Raw genomic sequence first — 21,087 nt, forward strand, 5'->3', positions numbered from 1 at the left:
ACTCCGTCGGAGAGGGCAGCCACCGTTTGCCGGCGGCGCTGAGGAAGGATCTTCTGAGGCAGATCAAGCTCAGCCTACGACTTCGGTGTTTCCGGATCTGTGGCGGGAAGTTTTACAGCCGCCAACATGGCGCCTATGGCCGCCACACCCATCGCCAGACCGATCCACACGCCGTAGAGTTTTTGACCGAGAATCAGACCGCCGATCAGAGGCGATGCAATGTCCGTGAACGCTCCGAGCGATTGGGCGGAACCCATGACGACCCCTTGACGGTTTCCCGGCACATGAACGGACAAGGCCGCAAGATATGTTGGCTTGGCCATGGCATCGCCTGTGCTCACGCAAAGGACCGCCAATGCCAGAAAAGGCACCGTGGTCGCCAGGCTGGCCACCAAAAATCCTGTGCAGACCAGGCCGAACATCAAAAGGATCAGGTGGCGTTCGGAGAGCCCCCGGCTGAGCCAACCCAATACAACGAGCTGGACCAAGATGTTGATCACTCCGTCAGCCGCGACGATGATGCTGAGGTGCTGGGGGCCGAAAGGCTCCCCATTCCAGATGAACGTCTCCGCGAGGAAGACTGGCATTTGCGAGCTATAGATGCCGTAGGCAAGAAAATGGCATAACATCACAAGAACCAGGATGCGAACGACCGGCGAGGAAAAGATGGCACGAAACGAGATTTTCTCGCGTTGATATCTTGTGGTCTGAGGAGATGCTCCTTGATCTCGCTTGAGCGCAAACACTGTCAGCCCAACAGCGCCGATCGAGAGGAAAAGGGCTGCAAAGATTGGCATTGTCAGCGAAGTGTTAGAGAGAAACCCTGACAAGCCGGCGCCGCTAATACCGCCCAAACCTACGCCACCGGTCAGGATACTAAGGGCCTGCCTCCGATCCTCAGGTGTCGTGTGGTCAGCGACGTAACCTGCGGCGGCGGAGAAATTGCCGCCTGTCAGTCCAAAGAGAGCGCGCGCTACAATTACGACGAACACATTTGGCGCAATCGCGAGGAGAAGAAGACTCGCGGCTGCCATAAGTTGGCTCGCAAGCAGAATGCGTTTCCTCCCGAACCTGTCTGACAGCTGACCGAGGGTGGGTGCGGCAACAAACTGGATGAATGCTTCCGTCGCAAGGACAAGGCCGAAGATGAACGGGCCTGCCCCCAAGTCCCGCAGGTAGAACGGCAAGACAGGCAGGACCGACGCCATTCCAGCAGCATAGATGCAAACGATCAGAAAGAGTGGCGCCAAGGTTTGCCAGTTCCGGCGCATCTTGGAAGCGGTTTTCGGATACATGGTGTCGCTCATCCCCACGTCGCCCCCTGAGTAAGGTCGAAAACAGTACGCGATGTACTGTCGTCCTTAGGCCATGCCTTGTCGAAATCCGCGAACGGGACCTTTCTAAAATTGATGTCCAGATTGCCGGGGATCGTGGCACGCAGCACCTCGCCGGTGATTTCAACGAGCCTTTGCACGGATACGCTGCCAATTCCGCAGCCCATCAACTCGAGCGCTGACGCTCTTAACAAAGCACCCGGCAAAGAGATCTCAGAACTAGCGGCGGACCCCACCTGCACAAAACGCACCGGCGGCCGGTCGCGGCCAGCCTTTGCAGCGGCGGTCAAAAGGCACACCGCGCTCTTTCCCCAGAGATAGTCGATAACGATATCGATGCCTTGTTCAAATTCGTCCACCAATCGGCGTTCGAGGGCTTCCGGTTCTGCCGCGAGCTGGATGGTCGTGACGGCGCCACTCTGCTTGAGTTCGCCAAGCGCAATCGGATTTCTACCGGTTGCCACAATCTTGCCGGCGCCAAGCCATTTCGCGATCCGCACTGCGAGGCGTCCGGCTGTTCCGGTCGCTCCGTTGATCAATACCGTTTCACCCGGCTGCAAACGGGCCCGTTCTGTCAGCGCTGCCCAAGATGAAGCTCCCGGATTGGCAACGGCAGCGGCAGTAAAATCGTCGAGGTCGTCTGGAAGGGGAACACAAAAGCGAGGTGCTGCGACCACGTACTCAGCCATGCTTCCAAACGGCGGTCGGGGAAGACCAAAGTAGACACGACGCCCGTCATCGAGCTTGCCAACGCCGTCGATTCCGACGACGAAGGGAAACACCTCGTTCGCGCTGTAGTGGGCACCCGAAACACGCGCCTTGGCGACATGGCTGATCGCGGCTGCGGTGACTTTGATCCAGTTCTCTCCAAAGAGAGGGGCAGGCGGGGAGACTTCACCCAAAACGGGTTCCCTTCCCATCGCCGCGACGATTGCCGCCTTCATCGGCGTTCCTCCTGCAAAGAGGTGAGGTTCACTCCAGCCAAATAGCTTTCTATGTCCTCGTCTCGTTCGGCATCGAAGACGGCGCCAACGTATCCGTCCGGACGGACCAGGACGCACTCTCCCGGCATCAGTGAGTAGGCGTCCTTGAAATGCTGCCACGCGTCGAAAAACTCGCCATCGGAGCCGATCCGGTGAACGTGCAATCCCGCACGTGACTTGACCGTCTGCTTTGGGAACTCGTATGCCAGCAAGGTCCAATGAGGTCCCTTCAGCAGATCGAAGACGCGGGTGATCTGTCCTCCGGCTCCGCGAAGGGGTGCATCTGGAGCACGCGTGCCGGCAGGAACAGAAGGCTGCGTTGCCGTGCAATTCAGCGACAGTCCGGAAAACGGATAGTCGATATCGAGCTGACGGACGTCCCTGCCGCGTCGCATCTCTCCTTGCTTCTGGGCGTCAAGCAGGCGGCTTGCCAGGCCGAGCATGGTGGCTGCGACCGGTCTCCTCTCTGCCTCGTAGCTGTCCAGCAAGCGAACTGGCGCGCCGCGCAACACGGCAGAAAGTTTCCAGCCCAGATTGTAGGCGTCCTGCACACTGGTGTTCAGGCCCTGGCCACCAGTCGGCGGATGGACATGGGCAGCATCGCCGACCAGGAATGCGCGGCCGCTCCGATAACTGTCAGCCAGGCGAGCGTTCATTTCGTAGTCTGAGGCCCAGTAGACAGCGCGCACGACGACGTCGCTTTGACCTGTGCGCTCTGAGACAAACTTCGTCAGCCCTGCGGGAGTGAGATCCACGTGCGCTTCTTGCGCGACAGGTCCCTGGATCTGGAACAGATCTGTGCCGGCAAGCGGACCGATCCAAATCTGCAAACTCATGTCGCCGCCCCTGGCGAAGCGGTGAGCGACCTCACGGGAAAGCCCGGAAAGATCGACGTCGGCAACGACAGCACGCGCATCAAGCGTGCTCCCGGGAAAACCGATCCCAAGAGATCGTCGCACGAAGCTCTTGCCGCCGTCAGCGCCGATCAGCCAGCGTGCCCGAATGATTTCTTCGCGCTCATTATGCGCAACAAAGGCAGTAACTCCGTCCTCATCTTGCTCGAACCCCTTCAACTCCAGACCGAATTCAACCCGGCCACCAAGTTCGGCCAGGCGCGAGCGTAGAATCTGTTCGGTTATGAACTGAGGAACCATGAGCGCCAAATGGTAGGGCTCCGCCGGCGTTGGCTGAATGATCTCGCCCATGTCAGTATCGCTGTAGCTTCCATCGTCCCGATAGGTCCGTTGGCGTGGATAAAGTCCGCCTGCTGCCACAGCCTTGTCGAGAATGCCGAGGTCTTCGAATATTTCCTGGGTTCTGGGCTGTATTCCCTTGCCGCGCGACCCGTGAAATGGCGCGTTCAGCCGATCGATCAATCGGAAGGAAACCCCGCGCCGCGCAAGTTCAATGGCGAGCGTCAGGCCAGCCGCACCCGCTCCGCAGATGAGTACATCTGCAGCGAAATCATTTGTCATCTCTGCCTCCATATGTGTATTATGCACATAAATGGAGATGGGACCGATGTCAACAAACAATGTGCAAAATACACGCACCTCCGCGATGATGCGCGATCTTCACGGTGCCTTGATCGAGATCGTCAGCGCGATGAACCGTCCCCAGCGCGACGACGAACTCGTGCGTGAAGCAGGGATTACGCTGGATCGCGCGCTGTTTCGCCTCCTGATAGCCATCGAGCGTTTCGGGCCGATCGGCGTTGTTGAGCTGGCTGAGCGCATAGGGTTGGATTACACGACGGTTAGTCGGCAAGTCGGTAAGCTCGATAGCCTGGGTCTCGTCGCTCGCAAGGGAAGCGTTGCCGACCGACGCATTCGAGAAGCGGACATAACGAAGGAGGGAAAGCATATGACCGACAAACTCGATGCAGCGCGCGAGCGGATGTGCCGAGCGATCTTCGCTACATGGGAGGAGAAGGATGTTGAAGATCTGGTGCGGCTGATGTCCCGATTTGCCGAAGCGTTCAGACACGATAAGAAGACATGAAGGTCAAGGATCGCTAATCTATCGGAATTCTTCACCACTCATCACGACTTGTGGAAACGCTACCCAACGTCCAACGGTTAGGCAAACACGCAACGCGACAACGGCGAGCGCGAGAAGCAGGATGCCGACAGTGATGCTCGCGATGCGATGACTTAAACTACCTTGCCGAGCATGAAGGGCGCCTGCGTTTTCCCGGCTGAGTCCTTTCCTTCGGTTGCGTAAGGAACATCGTGCGCAGGCATCCGGCAACCTTTAGAAATTCGTGCTTTCTGCATTGGTTTAGCTTTTCGCCAACGCGGAAGAAGGTAAGGTGTGGAAATCCACACTCCCGCCACTGGACGAAGGCCTAGTCAGGATGGCGAAAACACCTGCGAAACCCGCAGTGGGCTATCTCCGGTAGGCAATTCAGTTGTTATTGAGAGCGCGCTAAAATGACATCAAACACGTAACCTCGCCTTGCTCGGAAAGATCAATCTCGCGGAGGCGCGGAACCCGATGCCCTCGCCTTCGTTTGTCGTTCAGCAAGCGAGGCTGCATGACCGACAGCAAGCGTATCATGAATGTCCATGAGATCCCGAGTTTTGTCGCCGAGGTGATTGCGGCGGGTTGCGACATCAACGCCGTGGGCAACGACATGTATGTGCTTGGCGACGTCGACGAGCAGCAAGAAGCCAAAGAGGAATTGAGACGGATCGCCCAACGGTACGGCAACCGCGCATCCCTCAAGTCTGAGATTATCACTTACCTTCGGTCGATTGGACGGTTCGTGGATGTGACCTGGCCCAAAACTCTCCACTAGCGCCGGGACTGGACCCGCAACATCCGCGACCGCGTGTTCACCCGTTTGCATGATTGCCCGACACCACGGCGCGGAATAATTTTGTGGCCGCAAAGCTGCGCGACGAGGGTCGAGTTAATCACGACAGAGGCTACGGCTTCATAGCGCCGGTCGCAATATGGTGGGACTTCCGCGCGGTCCGGGGAGCGATAAATGGGAACCTATCTGATAACCGGAGCAACCGGTGGCATCGGTGAAGCAATCTGCCGACGAATGGCCCCGCATCATTCTTTGATGCTGGTGGCGCGCAATCAGGCCAAACTCGATGCCTTAGCTGGGGATCTTGGTGGAACGCACCGGGCATGGGCGACCGACATAGGTGAGGATCGCGCCATCGATGCTTTCGCATCGAGAATGGAAAGCGAGCATGTCAATCTCGATGGGGTGGTACTCATGCCACCGCAACCGCATGCTGATGACGATCCAATGCCCGCCCCTGACGTCTGGCGACACTTGTTTCAGGTAAGCTTCATCGGCCCGCTGGGGTTGCTGAAAACCGCGATCGCACGCATGAACCCGGACCCCGCCCGGGGCCGGCGAGCCAAGATCGTCATCATCTCCGGCATCTCGTCAGCGCAAGTCCTGGGCCACTACGCAACGGCCAACGTCATCAGAACCGCTTGGATCGGCGAAGCCAAAACGCTCGCCTTCGCGCTTGGAAGCCGAGGTATTCACGTCAACACCCTGTCCCTCGGCGGTACACTTTCTCCGTGGTACCGAGACAAACTCGAAACGAAGGCGCAGAAGAACGGCATTTCCTTTGAGGCGCAGCTCGCCATCGAGACGGACAATGTTCCACTCCGCAAATATGGCGAGCCAGCCGAGGTTGCGATCGTGGTCGAGGGATTGCTTTCGCAGTTTTCGGATCACATGACAGGCTTGAACATCCTGCACGATGGCGGTTTTACTCGCGCCTATTAAGGGCGTGGCGCCGCTGACCTTGACACCCTGGGCGACCGGCACTTGAGTCACGAAAGCGCAAGACTGGTTCCCCAACCCGACCGTCATCAGGTCCATCATCCGGACTGAAACAACATTCCAATCGCCGTTTCGGCAAGGCAGAGGTTCGGCTTTCCATGTGACAGCAGCATTGCCTGGATGATAAACGTCAGTTCGAGTGCAACTGGGAATCGCGGAAGAAGACATAATGCTCACTGGTCGGGCCGGCTTCATGCGCACCATTTCGGATTGCGTGCTCCACAGAAATTCGTCACCCGTCAAAGCGTACGGATTTGCCGCCACCGCGGTCTTGATTGCCTTTGTCCTTCGCTATTTCCTAATGGGTGTTCTAGATGATCGGGCAATCTACATTCTTTTCGTGCCCCCCGTCCTCCTTGCAGCCGCAATCGGGGGCATCGGTCCCGGGATCCTTGCTGTCATCGCTTCCATCGGTTCGGCAGCCTATCTTCGGTCACTTACTCCTGGCGGGGTACAGATACCGGAATTGGTCGTGTTCACCACCGTGGGGGTCGCAATTTCCTTCTTGGGAGAAATGCTCCGACGCGCTCAACATGAGTTAACAACCGCTGACGAAGCCTTGCGTACTAGAGAGGCGCATCTCCGGTCGATCCTGGACACTGTTCTCGACGCCACCATCGTCAGCGAGCAGGACGGCACGATCGTATCGTTCAACGCTGCGGCCATCAGACAGTTTGGCTACCGCGAAGATGAGGTGATCGGCCAAAATCTGCGGATGCTGATGCCGCAACCCTATCGCAAGGAACACGACGGCTATCTCGAGCGGTACCTCTCGACCGGTGAAAAACGTATTATCGGAACCGACCGTGTGGTCGTCGGTCAACGAAAGGACGGGTCGACCTTTCCCATGAAACTTGCCGTCGGGGAGATGAGATCCGGTGGTCGAAGGTTTTTCACAGGTTTTATACGCGACCTGACTGAGCGCGAAGAATCGGCCGCTCGTCTGCAAGAGGTTCAGACGGAGTTGGCTCGCCTCGCCCGTCTCAACGAAATGGGCGAAATGGCCTCGACGCTCGCCCACGAATTGAACCAGCCACTCTCCGCTATAGCTAATTATGTCCACGGTTGCGGGCGGCTGCTTCAGCAAGCCGAAAGTCCGCGCGACATCCAGATACGGGATGCGCTGAAGGAAGCCGGCGAACAGAGCCTGCGTGCGGGACAAATCATCAAACACTTGCGGGAATTCGTCACCAAGGGAGAGACGGATAAGTCTCCCCACAACCTGCGGCAACTGGTCGAAGAAGCCGGCGCGCTTGCTTTGGTCGGGTCGCGTGAGAAAGGCGTGCGAACGGTCTTCGATTTCGAATCAGGCGCAGACCAGGTCCTGGTCGACCGAATCCAGATACAGCAGGTGCTGACAAACCTTATGCGCAACGCCGTAGAGGCGATGAAAAATACGCCCAAGAAGGAACTTTTGGTCACCATTCGGCGCTTGGGCACTGCAGAGGTCATGATTGCGGTCGAAGACTCCGGCGCTGGCATACCTGAGGAAATTGCCGCCAACTTGTTTAAGCCGTTCACAACGACCAAGGCTGGTGGCATGGGCATTGGGTTGTCGATCTCCAAGCGCATCGTCGAGGCGCATGGTGGCGATCTAACCGTCTTCAGCGGGAGTTTGGGCGGCGCCCGCTTCAGCTTTACCTTGCCGCAATACAACGAGGAAGAAAATGCCGATTGACGATTTCACCGTGCATATTGTCGATGACGAAGAGGCGGTCAGGAAATCGCTCGCATTTTTGTTGACGATGAACGGACTGGGTGTTCGAGTGCACGAGTCCGCCACTGCGTTCCTCTCCGTTGCTCCAAATCTGCGGCAAGCCGTGCTCATTACCGACATGCGCATGCCGGACCTTAGCGGATTGGACCTCATTCGCCGACTGGTCGCCCTCAAGACAACCATCCCGTCGATCATGATAACTGGCCATGGGGATGTGCCGATGGCGGTCGAAGCGATGAAAGCGGGAGCCGTAGACTTCATTGAAAAGCCCTTTGACGACCACACCATTGTTGAAGCGATCCGACGCGCCTCTGAGCGTTTGAGCGATGCATCGTCGCCAATCGAGAGTGCTGAAGACATTCGGGCGCGCATCAGCACCCTCAGCGACCGCGAGCGTCAGGTTCTAACCGCGGTCGTTGCTGGACAACCGAACAAGGCGATCGCCTTTACGCTCGACATCAGCCCGCGCACCGTTGAAGTTCACCGGGCGAACGTCATGGCGAAGATGCAGGCCCGCAGTCTCCCGGAACTTGTCAGAATGTCTCTCGCAGCGGAAACCGCAGACTAATCGCGCCATCATCTTGATCTGGGACAAAGCCTGGACTTTCAGTCTGTGCGAAGTTTGAGGAATTATCGCTCGAACCCACGGAACTGCAGTGTCCAGCCCGCCACCTGTCGTCACCATTGCGAAAGACGAAGCCTTGCTCCGCTCATTGGTCTTCGCAATGCAGGCGCATGGATACCAGGTCGAGCAGTTCCAGTCATGGCTTGCAGCAAAAGAGCGAAGCTCTGCGGCCGAGATCCTGGTGCTTGACGGATCTCTTCCGGTGACGGACATCGAAGCATGCTTGGCGCTGGCGGCCGGCAAGAGAGTCCTGTTGCTTGCAGATGAAGACATCGACCGGGCGAGGCCTCAGAACATTCTTGTCCTTCACAAACCTCTTTCCGGCCCCGATGTCATCGCGGCCTTGGCCGCACTACGTAGTAATGCGTAGTGGAACGAACGAATTTCGCACGCGGCCATGCTTCGTCATGATCTGACCATCAACAAAGGGTCGGTCCCATGCACGCTTCTACCGCTTCCATCGCCTCCTCCTTCGGCTTTAATGCCGCTGCCAGCCTTGTTGGTCGGTCGTTTGCTCGGCCGCGCCCGGTCGCATTCTACGACGCAGAAACCGAAATCTATGCCCAAGGCGAACTGGCGGGTGCGCTCTATCGGATCGAGTACGGCGCGGTTCGGATTTTCCGTCTCCTCGCCGACGGACGCCGGCAGGTCGTGGCGTTTCACGTTGCCGGAGAAACCTTCGGCTTCGAAGCGAGGGCCATGCATAGCTTCTTTGCTGAAAGCATCGTGCCCACGGGTTTGACCACCGTCGCCATCGAAGAAACAGGCCATGGTACTCCCGAATTGATGGCGCTGGCGCTGGAGAGCATGGTGCGGGCGCAGGAACATCTTCTGGTCGTCGGAAAACAGAACGCTCTTGAAAAAGTGGCCGTCTTCCTCGTTGACCTTTATGAACGCCAAGGCGCCGAGGGCACGATCGATTTGCCAATGACCCGAACAGATATCGGCGACTATCTTGGCCTGACGATCGAGACGGTCTCACGCAGCTTCTCTAAGCTGCGCTCGATGGGGGTTATTCGACTCAAAAGCGCACGCGCTGTCGAGGTGTTGAGCCTGACAAAGCTACGCATGATAAGTGAATAGTGCTCGCTGAAGGGTGCCGGCGGCACATTCAAGTCTGAGATGATTCCGGAGTGAAGAGTTTTTAAACGTCCGCACCCCGCCTTACTACCCGGCGCTTCCAGACGATACATTATGCGATCCGAAACGTACAAATCGGAAACAAACGCAGAACCATGCTCGCTGGATCTCGTTGCCCCTGCCCCACTCGGAGCAAGATGGACTCATTCGTCGCAAGCATATGCAATCGACGGCATGCTTGGTATGAGCACAGATTGCGGCAGCACCTTCGACCGGCGAGCGGTGGCTCTGGTAACGGACGGTCTAGGATCGACAGGACTCGAGTGGACGGATAATGAGCGGCTTCTGGGGGAACCCCGAACCGCAGGCTTCGTTGTACTTGCTGTCCGTCCGAAGGCCGCGCTCACCATCGGAGGCAGTTCAACGAACCGGAAGGACAATGTAGCCAATTTCCGTGTCGCAGTCGGCCGGCCTTCTCCTTGCAAGGTACTCAGCGAGGGTGGAGTTTGTCAGGACGTTTCCCACCGTAGGCCCAGTCGAGCAATTCGACCGTGTGCAGTATCTGCATCGACGTACTTGAACCGATATGGGCAATGCAGCCGATGTTGCCGGTCGCGATGATATCTGCTTTTGTCGCCTCAAGATTGGAGACTTTGCGTAGTTTCAGCTTGCTTGCGATATCTGACTGCAAAATGTTGTAGGTACCGGCCGACCCGCAGCATAGATGCCCCTCTTTCGGATCGCGCACTGTGTAGCCCGCCGCCGACAGAAGATGCTTCGGCGCTGACGAGATCTTCTGACCATGCTGCATTGAGCATGCCGAGTGATAGGCCACAGCTATTCCTTTCGGCGGAAGCGTGGGAAGTGCAAGCGTGGACAGGTATTCCGTGACGTCCCGTGCCAAGGCAGACACAGTGGCGGCCCTTGCCGCGTACTCCGGATCGTGCCTCAGCATATGACCATAATCTTTGATCGTCGTCCCACAGCCGGAAGCGGTTATGATTATTGCATCGAGCCCCTTTGTTTCTATCTCGCTGAACCATGCGTCGACATTGGCTCTAGCGCTTTTCAGCGCTAACTCCTCGCGTCCCATGTGGTGAACCAGCGCCCCGCAACACCCTTCCCGGTCGGAAACTACCACTTCAATCCCAAAACGCGTAAGCAATCGGATCGCAGCAGCGTTGATACCAGGATCGAGAACCGGCTGGGCGCAGCCCGTCAGAATTGCCACCCGACCACGTCTGGTTCCTTGCGCCTGATGAGTTTGCGGTAACGAGTATGGTGATAGTGGTGTGACCCGCCTTGGGGCCAATTCAAGCATCGCGGCGATCGGTTTCAACGCCGGGAAACGTTTAGCAACCATTCGGAACGGCCGGCCTACTCGCGCCAACTTCAGTGCCATGCGGAACCTCTTCGGATGCGGCAGGATTGACACCAGCAGGCCACGGATGACCCTGTCCATCAGCGGCCGACGATAGCTTTTTTCGATGTGGGCGCGCGCGTGATCAATTAGGTGCATATAGTCGACACCGGATGGACAGGTCGTCGCACAGGAGAGGCAGGAGAGACAGCGATCGAGATGGGTTACAACCGACTCGTCGGCGGGCCTGCCGTTCTCGAGCATGTCCTTGATAAGATAGATCCGCCCGCGGGGGCTGTCGAGCTCATTGCCAAGTGTGAGGTACGTCGGACATGTTGCGGTACAGAAACCGCAATGCACGCAACGCCGCAGTATCGACTCGGATTCGGCGGCGGCGGGATCCGCCAGTTGGGAGGCAGTAAAGTTAGTCTGCATCTGCAAGGCTCCGCGAACGCAAGAACGCGTTCTTCTCTTTCAATCGTCTCGATCAAGCCCGCTCTTGGGGCCGCCCATGATCGTTCTCTAAGGCAGCGCTAGTGCTTCCAATCGGGATCTTTCGGGACCATCGTGATCAACGTCATCCCATCTTTCCTGGATTCAGAATTCCGGCCGGATCGAAGCTCTCCTTGATCTTTCGCGAGAGCATGGAGACGCTGTCGCTACTCGGTTCGAACGAAGGCACCGCCCGGCGCGCCTCGGCACTGGCTCGCAGCAACGTCGCGTGTCCGCCGAACGCTTTGAGGTGCCCGCGAAGAACATCGGCATGGGGGTCGCCTTCAGTTCTCAACCAAATCAGGCCACCCTGCCAGTCGTAGAATGCGTCCACGTCCACCGTCTTGCGTAATGCGGCAACCAGACGATGACCAGAACTTGGAGCCACTGACACCCGCCAAAGCGGCCTCGCAGAGCCGTCGCAGAACGGCGATACGTTTCGAACCGATCGCCAAAGCATCGCGCTGCGGTCCGGATCCAGCCGTGCGGCCGATCCGAACGCGCTCATCGCTCGTAGCAGTTTCACGACTCGTCCCTCCACAGACGACGCCGTGCCCTCGAGACGAAGAGCCGTCGTCGCGACGGCGTTTCCTTCTCCATTATAATTGTAGCCGCCCCCCTCCCTCGTGACCGGCAGATGCGCGGCCGCGGACACCTCCACCGACAGCGCCATGGCAGCGGCCATGGCCGATGTTGCTGCTGGTTCCGCCAGGCCAAGTATGAGAACAGTCGTCTCAGTCATGGGGCGCGGCAAAACGCGGAATGTCACCTCGGTCAGCAGACCTAGTGTCCCGTGCGACCCCGCCACCAGTTTCGCCAGATCAAGTCCTGTGACGTTTTTCATCACCCTTCCGCCCGCCCTGACGATCTGTCCCTTCCCATTGACGAAACGCGCGCCGAGGAGACTATCTCTCGCCCCCCCGGCGACGATCCGCCGTGGCCCCGATACGTTAGCGGCGAACACTCCGCCGATCGTCGGCGCACCGATGGTCCCCATTAGGGCCCTGTGGTCCACGGGTTCGAAAGCCAACATCTGGTTCTTGGTCGCAAGCACCTCTTCGACGACCGCCACCGGCGTACCAGAGCGCGCGGTCATGACCATCTCGTGCGGGGTGTACGCGACGATGCCAGCAAGTTCGCTCGATTGAAGCCGTGCTTCGGCGGCGACGGGATTGCCGTAGCCGCTTCGGGTGCCATTCCCGCAGATGACCAATGGTTCGCGGCGCGCGGCATGCACGGCGATGATTGCCGAGGCCTCTTCCTCGGTTTTCGGCGCGAGGCTCTTCATGCGGCGCCTCGCCCGTCGAGCGGAAAGACCTTCGAGGGGTTCAAAATCCAGTCGGGATCAAACGCGGCGCGCACGGCCATCATCTGTTCAAGGTCAACTGCCCCGTACTGATGCCGCATGAGATCCCGCTTTTCGATTCCCACCCCGTGTTCTCCGGTGAGGCAGCCCCCCACGTCGACGCAGAGCTTTAGGATATCGTTTCCGGCAGCCTCCGCTTTTGCAGCCTCAACCGGATCATTTGCGTTGAAAAGGATCAGCGGATGCATGTTTCCGTCGCCGGCATGGAAAACGTTGGCGACACGCAGGCCATAGCTCGCGACAATCTCGCCAGTTCGGCGCAGGACATTCGAAAGTTCGCTGAGGGGCACTGTGCCATCCATGCAGATATAGTCGGCGACGCGCCCGGTCGCGCCAAAGGCTGATTTTCGCCCTTTCCAAATGAGTGCCGCCTGCTGTGCCGACTGGCATTCTCGAACAACCTTCACGTCATGCCTGCGCGCGATTTCGACGATATCCGCCAGCGTCGCGCTCATCTCTGTCTCGGAACCTTCGACCTCGACGATGAGCAGCGCATCTACGTCGAGCGGGTAGCCGGCTTGTGCGAATGCTTCGCAGATTTCGATCGCCTGCTTGTCCATAAACTCTATTGCAACGGGAATGATGCCTGCGCCGATAACATCTGCGACGCACGCGCCAGCTGCCTCAGACGAACTAAATCCGAAGAGCACTGGACGCGCGCCTTCGGCCTTGGCGATCAATCGCACAGTAGCCTCGGTGACGATCCCGAGTTGGCCCTCCGAACCGCAGATAATCCCAAGAAGATCGTAGCCGGCGGCATCGAGTGCCTTACCGCCAACGTCGATTATCGTCCCGTCGAACAGCACCATTTTCACCCCGAGCAGATTATTGGTCGTCACACCATATTTCAGGCAGTGGGCGCCGCCCGAATTCATGCCGATGTTGCCGCCAATGGTGCATGCAAGCTGGGAGCTTGGGTCTGGCGCATAGAAGAAGCCAGCGCCAGATACCGCTTCGGAAATGCTGAGGTTTGTTGCGCCCGCCTGAACGGTTGCCGTCCGGTTGACCAAGTCGATATCAAGAACGCGTGCCATCTTCGAAAGTCCGATGACAACCGCGTCCTCCTGCGGAATCGCGCCGCCGCATAGCGAAGTGCCCGCCCCGCGTGGCACCACCGGAACGCCATTCCGGCTGCAGTATCTGAGAACGTCCGCGACCTGTTCGGTCGTCTCCGGTAGTGCGACGGCCAACGGCATCCGCCGGTACGAGACGAAGGCATCCGTTTCGAAGGGCTTGAGACCGCGTTCGTCACTGATGAGGGCGTCCTTCGGTAGGAACGTGGCAAGGTCCGCGACAATCTCGCGGCGGCGGGCGAGAACAGCCGGACGCGGTTCCAAGAAAAGTATCTCTGAGTCCATATCGCTTCCGTTATCCTCGGCTGTTGAGATTCGACCTGGCCACCAATGGCCCTTCGAGCTCAGCTCGCTTCGGGCCCGCGCAGGCTGGCAAGAAAATGGTCGATCCCGGACTGCGCGCAGTCGCTGTCCTGAGCGGGCGTCCCGGAACTGACGCCGATGGCGCCGACCACATCGCCGTCCACCACGACGGGAATCCCACCGGCCACCACCATGAGCCGCCCGCCGATTGCGGAATTGATGCCGAACGCCGGTTTTCCGGGCTGACTTGCCTCCCAGTAACTTTCGGTCGTGCGCTTGGCACCTGCGGCAGTAAATGCCTTGTCCTGCGCGATGATCGTGCTGGTCACCTTCCCGCCGTCCATGCGTTCGAACGCGATGAGCTGCCCCGACTCGTCCGTCACCGCGATACACATCGGTACCGCGATTTCGCGAGCGCGTTCACGGGCGCCCTCGATGAGTAGGCGGGCGTCGGGCAGACTTAATCTTCTGATCGTCAACAATGTTGTAGCTCCTCTGGATTTCATTGATGCGCGACAAGCGCCAAGGTCTCTTCGCTCGGGAGATCCGCCAGGAATGCCAGGGCTGCGGCCCCGACCAGACCGGAGTTTTGTCCAAGCGCGGCACGGACCACGCTCACGTCCTTGAACGCCGGCATCGCCCAGCGGGCGACGTAATCCTGAATGCCAGGGCGGAGGCGGTCGAACTCATGGGAGAGACCTCCTCCCATGATCACTACGTCCGGGCTAAAAATGTGGATCAGACTTACAAAGCCGCGTCCGAGGATTTCGGCCTCCTCGTCGATTAGGAGGTTGGCGAGGAAGTCCCCGCCTCGTCCAGCCGCGAACACATCTCGGCTGTGGATCGCTGTTCCATTTTTGCCGAGTTGAGTCTCGTGGCTATCTGCCGCACGGGCACGAGCCCGCTTGGTGAACGCCGTTCCGGAGCCGTAGGCCTCGAAGCACCCATTGTTGCCGCAGGGGCAAACCTCTCCGTTCGGCATGACCGACATGTGGCCCACGTGGGCGGCCATGCCCTTCCTGCCGCGAAGCACTCGTCCATCCGCGATGATCCCGCCGCCGATGCCCGTGCTGACGGTGACATACACCAGGTTGGCCAGACCCCGCCCGGCCCCAAACTGCCATTCGCCGATTGCGGCTGCGATCCCGTCGTTCTCCAGGCAGACCGGAAACGCGAACTGGCGCTGAAGTTCGGCCTTCAGGGGAAAGTCCGCAAATCCGGAAAGCGTCGGAATATCCCTGGCAACACCGCTTACAGTGTCGATGGGACCGGGCGTGGAGACGCCGATGCCTACGACCGTCGACGGCTTGGATGTTGCCAACAGGCGCTCGACCAGTGCACGGATTTGCGATAGGACCCGTAGAGGACCGGCGTAGGCCTCGGTCGGCTCCTCCATGCGCGCGACGATATTGCCCCGCTCGTCGACGAGAGCTGCGCGGACCTGCGTTCCTCCCAAATCTATCCCAATGGCGATCTGATGCATTTCCAAACCGTGCGTTAGAGTGCGTGTAGCCACCCCATTCGCTCTTCGAGCGACGGAGCGTTGAAAGCCAGGGAACCAAGCACGACCGTCTCCGCACCGGCCTGGCGAAGCAGGGGCACCGTGTGTTCGCGAATGCCACCGTCGGCGGCCAGGACGATGCGATGCGTCGCACCGCAATCGGCGATGATCTTGCTAGCTTGTTGCAAGCGGGTACCCGCCCTCTCGTCCAATCCTTGGCCTTTGACGCCAATCGCGGTCCCGAGGAGCGTGATGAAACTTAGCCGGGATGCGAATTTCGCCACCCGCTCAACGGGCGTGTCCACCTTGATCACCATGCCTGCGGCAACGTTTCGCCGATCCAGCAGGTCGAGCGCGGCATCCGCCACGGCTTCGTTTTCGACATGTATGCTGATGAGATCACTGCCCGCATCGGCGAACTGCTCAATCTGCGAGAGAAGGACGCTGTCGGCTACCATCAGATGGACATGGATCGGGCGCGAGGAGATCCTGCGCACGCCTGCAACGAGATCGGGGAAGAACAGCATGGCCGGCGCGAAGTGGCCGTCGGCGACGTCGATGTGCAGGATGTCGGCGAATGGCTCGGCACGGGCAAGGTCGTCGGCCAGGCGCACGAGGTCGGCCGACCATACCGAAAACTCTGCTATGAGCCGGCTTTCCGGAAGGTTGGCGATCCAGTTCTTTTCAGGTCTAGTCATGTCTCAGGCTTTCTAGGAAAGTCCCCAGTGCGAGGCGAAAATCGGCGACGTATCTCTCTCGGCTCTCGACCTTGGGGGTGATTTGCACGAGGCGCGCTCCAGGTATCATTTGGGCGAGAGCGCGTGCGTGCATCAGCGGATGGATAAGGTCCCTTTCATGGCCGATCACCAGCGTCGGGAGATTGAGACCGCGGACCTCTTCCTCGGTCACGCCCGGTCCGTCCGCCGAGATCGCCGACAGAAGTGCCGCGGTTACTTCGATGGGAGCACGCGTAAAGAACCCCTCTAGCGACGCCAAATTGTCCGGCGCATCGGCGGCGAGGCTGCGCCCGTGAGCGCCGGACAGAAAGGCCGCCCTCGCCTCTTGCGGCGGCAACGTCTTCAATAGCCGACCGACCTTAAGGTTGGGCGCCATGTTCGCTGGCGCCGCTTCAATCACCCAGGCGGGGCGGGCGACGACCAGCCCCTTGACGAGATCCGGCCGTTTGACGGCGAGGCGCAAAGAGATCGCCGCTCCCATCGAAATACCGCCGATAACCACCGGATCAGGGAAGTTCTGTTCGATGTAGGCAGCAACGTCGTCGGTGAACGTGGCGATCGACAGGTTGTCGAGGTGCCCCGCCTGCGAGCGGCCGTGCCCCCGGGCCTCGACCGTGATGCGACGCAAGCCGGGCTTTGCCGGGAATGCTTCATCCGTTTGGGCTGCGTCGCCGCACAGACCATGTTGGAATACGACCGCCTGTCCTTCGCCAGCCGTATCGACGTTCAAAATGGTTCCGTCAGCGGTCTCGAACGGAGAGATGGCCTTGATCATCAACCCGCTCCGTCCTGAAGGTGTTGCGTCAAGAACGACGCGACTCCGGCAGCTTCGCTGGCCGACAGACCATGGGTGACGAGGCTGCCGTTGAAGCCGATGGCCTTCAGGCATCCCAGATAGTGGGCGTAGTCGAGAACACCCTTTCCTGCGGTGGCGAAAGTGCCATCTGGATTGCGGTCCTTGGCATGTGCCATGACGATGTGATCCGCCAGGCGGTCGACTGCGAGGGAGACGACCCTGCGTTGTTCATCGAGGCTCGTCACTTCGAAAAGATTGGCGGGATCGAGCACGACCTTGATACGTGAGCTTTTCACCTCGTCGATCAGCGACCGCGCCTTTTCCGCTGAATTCACGAGGTTGGCCAGTTCCGGTTCTATCCCGAGATACACGTCGTACCGTTCGGCGATGTCAACAGCCGTCTCCATAGCCGCGAGAAGGTCGCGCCACGCCTCGGCCGTGTCGTTGTCGGGATGCTCCTTCCACTGGTCGATCGGGTCACGCGTACCGGTGCAAAGCGTGATGAGACGTGTCGACATCCTCGCGCAATGGCGCGCAAGCACCTCGAGCCTCTCATGGCCCGCCGCGCGCAAAGCTCGGTCCGGGTGGATCATGTTGTAGGTGCCGGACACCGCCACCACCTCCACGCCGCAGGCCTTGGCGGCCTCAGCCACCGCCTGGGCCTGACCGTCGGAAATCTCGTCTGGCAATGAAGGAAGGCCGGAGCAGGCCATGTTGTATTGCGCGCCCGCATAGCCTGCGGCTGCGACAGACTGGAGCACTACACGGGGATCAGTGCCTTCGAACGTCTTTGCGAAAATACCAAGCTTCATCACACACCACCTGAAACGTCCGCCAGCGCGACGCGCTTCCCGGTCTCGGCCGACCGAGCGATCGCGACCATCGCCTGAACGGAGGCGACGCCGTCGTCGATGTTCGCCCCTTCGAGAATCGCGCCGTCCAGAACGCTGCGCGCGAAGCCTTCGACCTGACGACGATAGAAATGGCCGTCCGCGCCCAGCACACGATGGGTGGCGCCGTCCGCCTCGCGGAATATGTCGACTTCACTCGATTTGTAGTACCAGGGATTGTAGGTCTTACCGAGGATGCTGCCGTTCTTGCCGTAGATCTGGAAACCTTCATGCCAGTCCATACGCACTTGGACGGTCAAATCGAGATGGCCGAGCGTGCCGGAGGCGAATTCGACGTCCACGAACCAGCACCAGATACCCGAGCGCTCCGAGAGGCGCGCATTTACGGCAACGATGTCGCCGGCGAAGTATCGGGCCGTATCAATCAGATGGCAGCCGTGCGCCAGCATGTAGTATCGGCGAAGATCCGCCTTGGGGTTTGTGGACGGACGCTTGGCATTCGAACTGGTCACAATCAGCGGCTGGACGGCATCTGTCATCGGATAGCGGTGGGTGTTGTCACAATACCAGGCCTTCAGCGCGATCATGTCGCCCATCTCGTCACGGATGAACGACTTGGCCGCCTGGAGCCCTGCGTCGAAGCGCTTCATATGACCAACCTGGAGGACCTTGCCGGACCTTTGGACGGCTGATTTCAGATCGAAGCATTCCTCGACGGTCACGCCGACGGGCTTTTCGCACAGCACATGCTTGCCCGCTTCCAAGGCGCGAATGGAGGCCGGAACATGGAACGCATCTGCGGTTGCGATGATGACGGCGTCGAGTTCCGGATCGGCGAGCATCCGGTCATAGTCGTTGTAGGATCTCTGAGCCCCGTGGGTGATGACCATCCGCTCACGCAGATCGTCCGCAACGTCGCAGATCGCATAGAGGTCGGCGTTGGCCGCTTTTGTGCATGCCTCGAAGTGGGCGGCCTGGGCAATTTGCCCGGCTCCCAGTACTCCCACGCGAAGACGTCTTTCCTGTTTTGCTGGCATTGGTGTGTCCCTGAAACTGAGTTTTTAATGGGCGATGCCGGTACCGGCGTCGAAGACAACGGTCTTTGAAAGATCGAGCGCGAAGGCCCGCTTTTCACCGGAACGGATCGATGTTCCCGTCGGTAGCCGCGCCATGATCTCGCGCTCGCCTGCGCGAAGGGCGACAAACACGTCTGGACCGGTCGGTTCTATAACGTCGACATGCAGCGTAAGCATCGGATTGGCAGACACTTCTTCCGTCGCTAGCGAAAGCCATTCCGGCCGCAAGCCAAGAAGCACGTCGCTGCCAGGCACCAGTCGCGCCGTCACTGAAGCAGGCAACGGCAGGGTAACGTCCGCTCCCTTCAGGCACAGCCACGGGCCCGACGCCCCTTCAACCACGGTTGCCGGGAGAAGGTTCATCGGCGGCGATCCCATGAACGTGGCGACGAAGACATTGGCGGGTCGGTCGTAGATGTCTTCGGGCGTGCCGAATTGCTGCAGCACGCCGTCCTTCATCACGGCGATGCGCGTCGCCATCGTCATTGCCTCGATCTGATCGTGCGTGACGTAGACGATGGTGGCGCCGAGCCGCTGATGGAGCCTCTTGATCTCGGTGCGCATCTCGACACGGAGCTTGGCGTCGAGGTTGGAGAGCGGCTCGTCGAAGAGAAAGATCTTCGGCTCGCGCACCAACGCGCGTCCCATAGCCACGCGCTGACGCTGGCCACCGGAAAGTTGGCCAGGGCGGCGCTTGAGCAGATGGCTTATCTGAAGCAGGTCCGCAACCCTTCCGACGCGCTCGACGCGCTCGGCTTTCGGCATCTTGCTCATTTCCAGCGAGAAGCCGATGTTCTGTTCCACCGTCATCGCGGGATAGAGCGCGTAGGATTGAAACACCATGGCAATGTCGCGTTCCTTCGGCTCCAGACCATCCACGGGCCTGCCGTCGATCGTGATGGTCCCGGACGTGTGTTCCTCCAGACCTGCGATGATCGAGAGCAGCGTGGACTTGCCACACCCCGAGGGGCCGACAAGGACCAGAAACTCGCCGTCATCGATCGAGATCTTTATGTCCTTCAGGACGGCGAGGCTTCCGAAGCTCTTGGTGACATGGTTGATGGCGAGATTGGCCATGAGCATTATCCTTTGACTGCGCCGGCCATCAGGCCGCGAAGGAAGTAGCGGCCCGCGGCCACATAGATGACAATAGTTGGCATAGCTGCGATCATCGCGGCCGCCATGTCCTCGTTGTAAGCCTTGGTCCCGGTCGAGGTGTTGACGAGGTTGTTGACGGCGACGGTCACTGGCTGGTTGGAGCCGGCGGCAAAGGAGACGCCGAACAGGAAGTCGTTCCAAACCCCGGTAAACTGCCAGATGATCGACACCATGACGATTGGCCACGAGATCGGCAGCAGGATGCGGAAGAAGATCGCCCAAAAGCCCGCGCCGTCGACCCGGGCCGCCTTGAAGATTTCTGCCGGCACCGTCACGAAATAGTTGCGGAAGAACATGGTGGTGAAGCAAATGCCGTATACGACGTGCACGAGCACGAGACCCGGAATGGTGCCCGCGAGACCGAGCATGCCAAGCAGTCCGGCCATTGGAATTAGAACAATCTGAAACGGAATGAAGCAGCCGAACAGGATCAATCCGAAAAGGACGTTGTCTCCTCGGAACCGCCAGGTGGAGAAGACGTAGCCATTCAACGCGCCGAGGCCGACCGAAATCAACGTCGCCGGGACGGCGATCAGGAACGAGTTGCCGAAGTATCCCTTAAGACCGCCGCAGGCGACACTGATGCATGCCGAATTCCATACGGACACCCACGCTTCGATCGTGGGGGCGCGCGGCACGGAAAGAAGCGTGCCGCTGCGGATTTCGTCCATGCTCTTCAGCGAAGTCATGACCATCGAGGCCAAAGGCGCGAGGAACAAAGCGGCGAGCACGACCAAGCAGGCATAGACGAAGATGCGGCCGAACATCTTGGTCGGATTGAGCGATCGTGGTCGCCCCAGGGCCATCGCAAAGTTGCT

Annotated in this window: 21 protein-coding genes; 7 read left to right on the forward strand and 14 right to left on the reverse strand. The window is 59.4% G+C overall.

Features of this window, described 5'->3' with window-relative positions:
• Positions 1 to 74: 74 nt before the first annotated feature.
• Genes ASE71_RS05935 through ASE71_RS05945 form a run of 3 tightly spaced genes read right to left on the reverse strand, consistent with a single transcriptional unit; the run spans position 75 to position 3,792 of the window.
• Positions 75 to 1,307: an MFS transporter gene (locus ASE71_RS05935; RefSeq protein WP_060520150.1), complete on the reverse strand. Its 1,233-nt coding sequence runs from the start codon at positions 1,305 to 1,307 to the stop codon at positions 75 to 77.
• A complete protein-coding gene (locus ASE71_RS05940; protein ID WP_060520149.1) occupies positions 1,304 to 2,278 on the reverse strand; it encodes a quinone oxidoreductase family protein in 975 nt (324 codons plus the stop codon). The genes ASE71_RS05935 and ASE71_RS05940 overlap by 4 nt, the downstream gene beginning before the upstream one ends.
• Positions 2,275 to 3,792: an FAD-dependent oxidoreductase gene (locus ASE71_RS05945; protein WP_060520177.1), complete on the reverse strand. Its 1,518-nt coding sequence runs from the start codon at positions 3,790 to 3,792 to the stop codon at positions 2,275 to 2,277. The genes ASE71_RS05940 and ASE71_RS05945 overlap by 4 nt, the downstream gene beginning before the upstream one ends.
• A gap of 46 nt (positions 3,793 to 3,838) precedes the next feature.
• Between ASE71_RS05945 and ASE71_RS05950 the strand changes: the two genes are divergently transcribed.
• The 7 genes from ASE71_RS05950 to ASE71_RS05980 all read left to right on the forward strand — a co-directional run bounded on the left by ASE71_RS05950 (position 3,839) and on the right by ASE71_RS05980 (position 9,559).
• On the forward strand, positions 3,839 to 4,318 hold the full coding sequence (locus ASE71_RS05950) for a MarR family winged helix-turn-helix transcriptional regulator (protein ID WP_029742527.1): 480 nt from the start codon (positions 3,839 to 3,841) through the stop codon (positions 4,316 to 4,318).
• Between the two features lie 535 nt (positions 4,319 to 4,853).
• Positions 4,854 to 5,117 (forward strand): hypothetical protein, encoded by a 264-nt coding sequence (locus ASE71_RS05955; protein WP_049810946.1) that lies wholly within the window; start codon positions 4,854 to 4,856, stop codon positions 5,115 to 5,117.
• Positions 5,118 to 5,309: 192 nt separating this feature from the next.
• Complete coding sequence (locus tag ASE71_RS05960) at positions 5,310 to 6,077, forward strand: SDR family NAD(P)-dependent oxidoreductase (RefSeq protein ID WP_029742525.1); 768 nt, start codon at positions 5,310 to 5,312, stop codon at positions 6,075 to 6,077.
• Positions 6,078 to 6,327: 250 nt separating this feature from the next.
• Positions 6,328 to 7,812, forward strand: coding sequence for a PAS domain-containing sensor histidine kinase (locus ASE71_RS05965; protein ID WP_029742524.1), 1,485 nt, complete (start codon positions 6,328 to 6,330; stop codon positions 7,810 to 7,812).
• The gene (gene fixJ / locus ASE71_RS05970; protein WP_029742523.1) at positions 7,808 to 8,419 is read left to right on the forward strand and encodes a response regulator FixJ; all 612 of its coding nucleotides are present in this window, start codon (positions 7,808 to 7,810) and stop codon (positions 8,417 to 8,419) included. The genes ASE71_RS05965 and fixJ overlap by 5 nt, the downstream gene beginning before the upstream one ends.
• 88 nt (positions 8,420 to 8,507) lie before the next feature.
• The gene (locus ASE71_RS05975; protein ID WP_029742522.1) at positions 8,508 to 8,846 is read left to right on the forward strand and encodes a hypothetical protein; all 339 of its coding nucleotides are present in this window, start codon (positions 8,508 to 8,510) and stop codon (positions 8,844 to 8,846) included.
• Positions 8,847 to 8,914: 68 nt separating this feature from the next.
• Positions 8,915 to 9,559 (forward strand): helix-turn-helix domain-containing protein, encoded by a 645-nt coding sequence (locus ASE71_RS05980; protein ID WP_029742521.1) that lies wholly within the window; start codon positions 8,915 to 8,917, stop codon positions 9,557 to 9,559.
• 487 nt (positions 9,560 to 10,046) lie between these two features.
• Here the strand turns inward: ASE71_RS05980 and glcF are convergent, their stop codons facing one another.
• The 11 genes from glcF to ASE71_RS06035 form a co-directional block, all read right to left on the reverse strand.
• Positions 10,047 to 11,351: a glycolate oxidase subunit GlcF gene (gene glcF / locus ASE71_RS05985; RefSeq protein ID WP_060520147.1), complete on the reverse strand. Its 1,305-nt coding sequence runs from the start codon at positions 11,349 to 11,351 to the stop codon at positions 10,047 to 10,049.
• A 142-nt stretch (positions 11,352 to 11,493) separates the two neighbouring features.
• A complete protein-coding gene (locus ASE71_RS05990; RefSeq protein WP_060520146.1) occupies positions 11,494 to 12,696 on the reverse strand; it encodes an FAD-binding protein in 1,203 nt (400 codons plus the stop codon).
• Positions 12,693 to 14,132, reverse strand: coding sequence for an FAD-binding oxidoreductase (locus tag ASE71_RS05995; RefSeq protein ID WP_060520145.1), 1,440 nt, complete (start codon positions 14,130 to 14,132; stop codon positions 12,693 to 12,695). The genes ASE71_RS05990 and ASE71_RS05995 overlap by 4 nt, the downstream gene beginning before the upstream one ends.
• Before the next feature lie 59 nt (positions 14,133 to 14,191).
• The gene (locus ASE71_RS06000; protein ID WP_060520144.1) at positions 14,192 to 14,632 is read right to left on the reverse strand and encodes a GlcG/HbpS family heme-binding protein; all 441 of its coding nucleotides are present in this window, start codon (positions 14,630 to 14,632) and stop codon (positions 14,192 to 14,194) included.
• Positions 14,633 to 14,652: 20 nt separating this feature from the next.
• The gene (locus ASE71_RS06005) at positions 14,653 to 15,633 is read right to left on the reverse strand and encodes an ROK family protein (RefSeq protein WP_060520176.1); all 981 of its coding nucleotides are present in this window, start codon (positions 15,631 to 15,633) and stop codon (positions 14,653 to 14,655) included.
• 14 nt (positions 15,634 to 15,647) lie between these two features.
• The gene (locus ASE71_RS06010) at positions 15,648 to 16,349 is read right to left on the reverse strand and encodes a ribulose-phosphate 3-epimerase (protein WP_060520143.1); all 702 of its coding nucleotides are present in this window, start codon (positions 16,347 to 16,349) and stop codon (positions 15,648 to 15,650) included.
• Entirely contained in the window at positions 16,342 to 17,163 is an 822-nt protein-coding gene (locus ASE71_RS06015; protein ID WP_413814627.1) for an alpha/beta fold hydrolase, read from the reverse strand. The genes ASE71_RS06010 and ASE71_RS06015 overlap by 8 nt, the downstream gene beginning before the upstream one ends.
• Positions 17,163 to 17,996 (reverse strand): sugar phosphate isomerase/epimerase family protein, encoded by an 834-nt coding sequence (locus ASE71_RS06020; protein WP_060520142.1) that lies wholly within the window; start codon positions 17,994 to 17,996, stop codon positions 17,163 to 17,165. The genes ASE71_RS06015 and ASE71_RS06020 overlap by 1 nt, the downstream gene beginning before the upstream one ends.
• Positions 17,996 to 19,072 carry a Gfo/Idh/MocA family protein gene (locus ASE71_RS06025; RefSeq protein ID WP_060520141.1) on the reverse strand — a complete coding sequence of 359 codons (1,077 nt, stop codon included), beginning with the start codon at positions 19,070 to 19,072 and terminating at the stop codon, positions 17,996 to 17,998. Before ASE71_RS06025 ends, ASE71_RS06020 begins: the two co-directional genes overlap by 1 nt.
• Before the next feature lie 24 nt (positions 19,073 to 19,096).
• Positions 19,097 to 20,188, reverse strand: coding sequence for an ABC transporter ATP-binding protein (locus ASE71_RS06030; protein ID WP_060520174.1), 1,092 nt, complete (start codon positions 20,186 to 20,188; stop codon positions 19,097 to 19,099).
• Between the two features lie 5 nt (positions 20,189 to 20,193).
• The gene (locus ASE71_RS06035) at positions 20,194 to 21,075 is read right to left on the reverse strand and encodes a carbohydrate ABC transporter permease (protein WP_060520173.1); all 882 of its coding nucleotides are present in this window, start codon (positions 21,073 to 21,075) and stop codon (positions 20,194 to 20,196) included.
• Positions 21,076 to 21,087: the final 12 nt, after the last annotated feature.

It is taken from the genome of Ensifer sp. Root954, assembly GCF_001429005.1.
Lineage (GTDB): Bacteria > Pseudomonadota > Alphaproteobacteria > Rhizobiales > Rhizobiaceae > Ensifer > Ensifer adhaerens.

Bases quoted from the DNA above. Each gene is read 5' to 3' on its own strand.
- ASE71_RS06010 (WP_060520143.1), bottom strand. From the start codon at position 16,349: ATGACTAGACCTGAAAAGAACTGGATCGCCAACCTTCCGGAAAGCCGG.
- ASE71_RS05950 (WP_029742527.1), top strand. From the start codon at position 3,839: ATGTCAACAAACAATGTGCAAAATACACGCACCTCCGCGATGATGCGC.
- ASE71_RS05940 (WP_060520149.1), bottom strand. From the start codon at position 2,278: ATGAAGGCGGCAATCGTCGCGGCGATGGGAAGGGAACCCGTTTTGGGT.
- ASE71_RS06030 (WP_060520174.1), bottom strand. From the start codon at position 20,188: ATGGCCAATCTCGCCATCAACCATGTCACCAAGAGCTTCGGAAGCCTC.
- ASE71_RS05935 (WP_060520150.1), bottom strand. From the start codon at position 1,307: ATGAGCGACACCATGTATCCGAAAACCGCTTCCAAGATGCGCCGGAAC.
- ASE71_RS05990 (WP_060520146.1), bottom strand. From the start codon at position 12,696: ATGAAGAGCCTCGCGCCGAAAACCGAGGAAGAGGCCTCGGCAATCATC.
- ASE71_RS05945 (WP_060520177.1), bottom strand. From the start codon at position 3,792: ATGACAAATGATTTCGCTGCAGATGTACTCATCTGCGGAGCGGGTGCG.
- ASE71_RS06025 (WP_060520141.1), bottom strand. From the start codon at position 19,072: ATGCCAGCAAAACAGGAAAGACGTCTTCGCGTGGGAGTACTGGGAGCC.
- ASE71_RS06015 (WP_413814627.1), bottom strand. From the start codon at position 17,163: ATGATCAAGGCCATCTCTCCGTTCGAGACCGCTGACGGAACCATTTTG.
- ASE71_RS06005 (WP_060520176.1), bottom strand. From the start codon at position 15,633: ATGCATCAGATCGCCATTGGGATAGATTTGGGAGGAACGCAGGTCCGC.
- ASE71_RS06035 (WP_060520173.1), bottom strand. From the start codon at position 21,075: ATGGCCCTGGGGCGACCACGATCGCTCAATCCGACCAAGATGTTCGGC.
- ASE71_RS05980 (WP_029742521.1), top strand. From the start codon at position 8,915: ATGCACGCTTCTACCGCTTCCATCGCCTCCTCCTTCGGCTTTAATGCC.
- ASE71_RS05960 (WP_029742525.1), top strand. From the start codon at position 5,310: ATGGGAACCTATCTGATAACCGGAGCAACCGGTGGCATCGGTGAAGCA.
- glcF (WP_060520147.1), bottom strand. From the start codon at position 11,351: ATGCAGACTAACTTTACTGCCTCCCAACTGGCGGATCCCGCCGCCGCC.
- ASE71_RS05955 (WP_049810946.1), top strand. From the start codon at position 4,854: ATGACCGACAGCAAGCGTATCATGAATGTCCATGAGATCCCGAGTTTT.
- ASE71_RS05995 (WP_060520145.1), bottom strand. From the start codon at position 14,132: ATGGACTCAGAGATACTTTTCTTGGAACCGCGTCCGGCTGTTCTCGCC.
- ASE71_RS05965 (WP_029742524.1), top strand. From the start codon at position 6,328: ATGCGCACCATTTCGGATTGCGTGCTCCACAGAAATTCGTCACCCGTC.
- ASE71_RS06020 (WP_060520142.1), bottom strand. From the start codon at position 17,996: ATGAAGCTTGGTATTTTCGCAAAGACGTTCGAAGGCACTGATCCCCGT.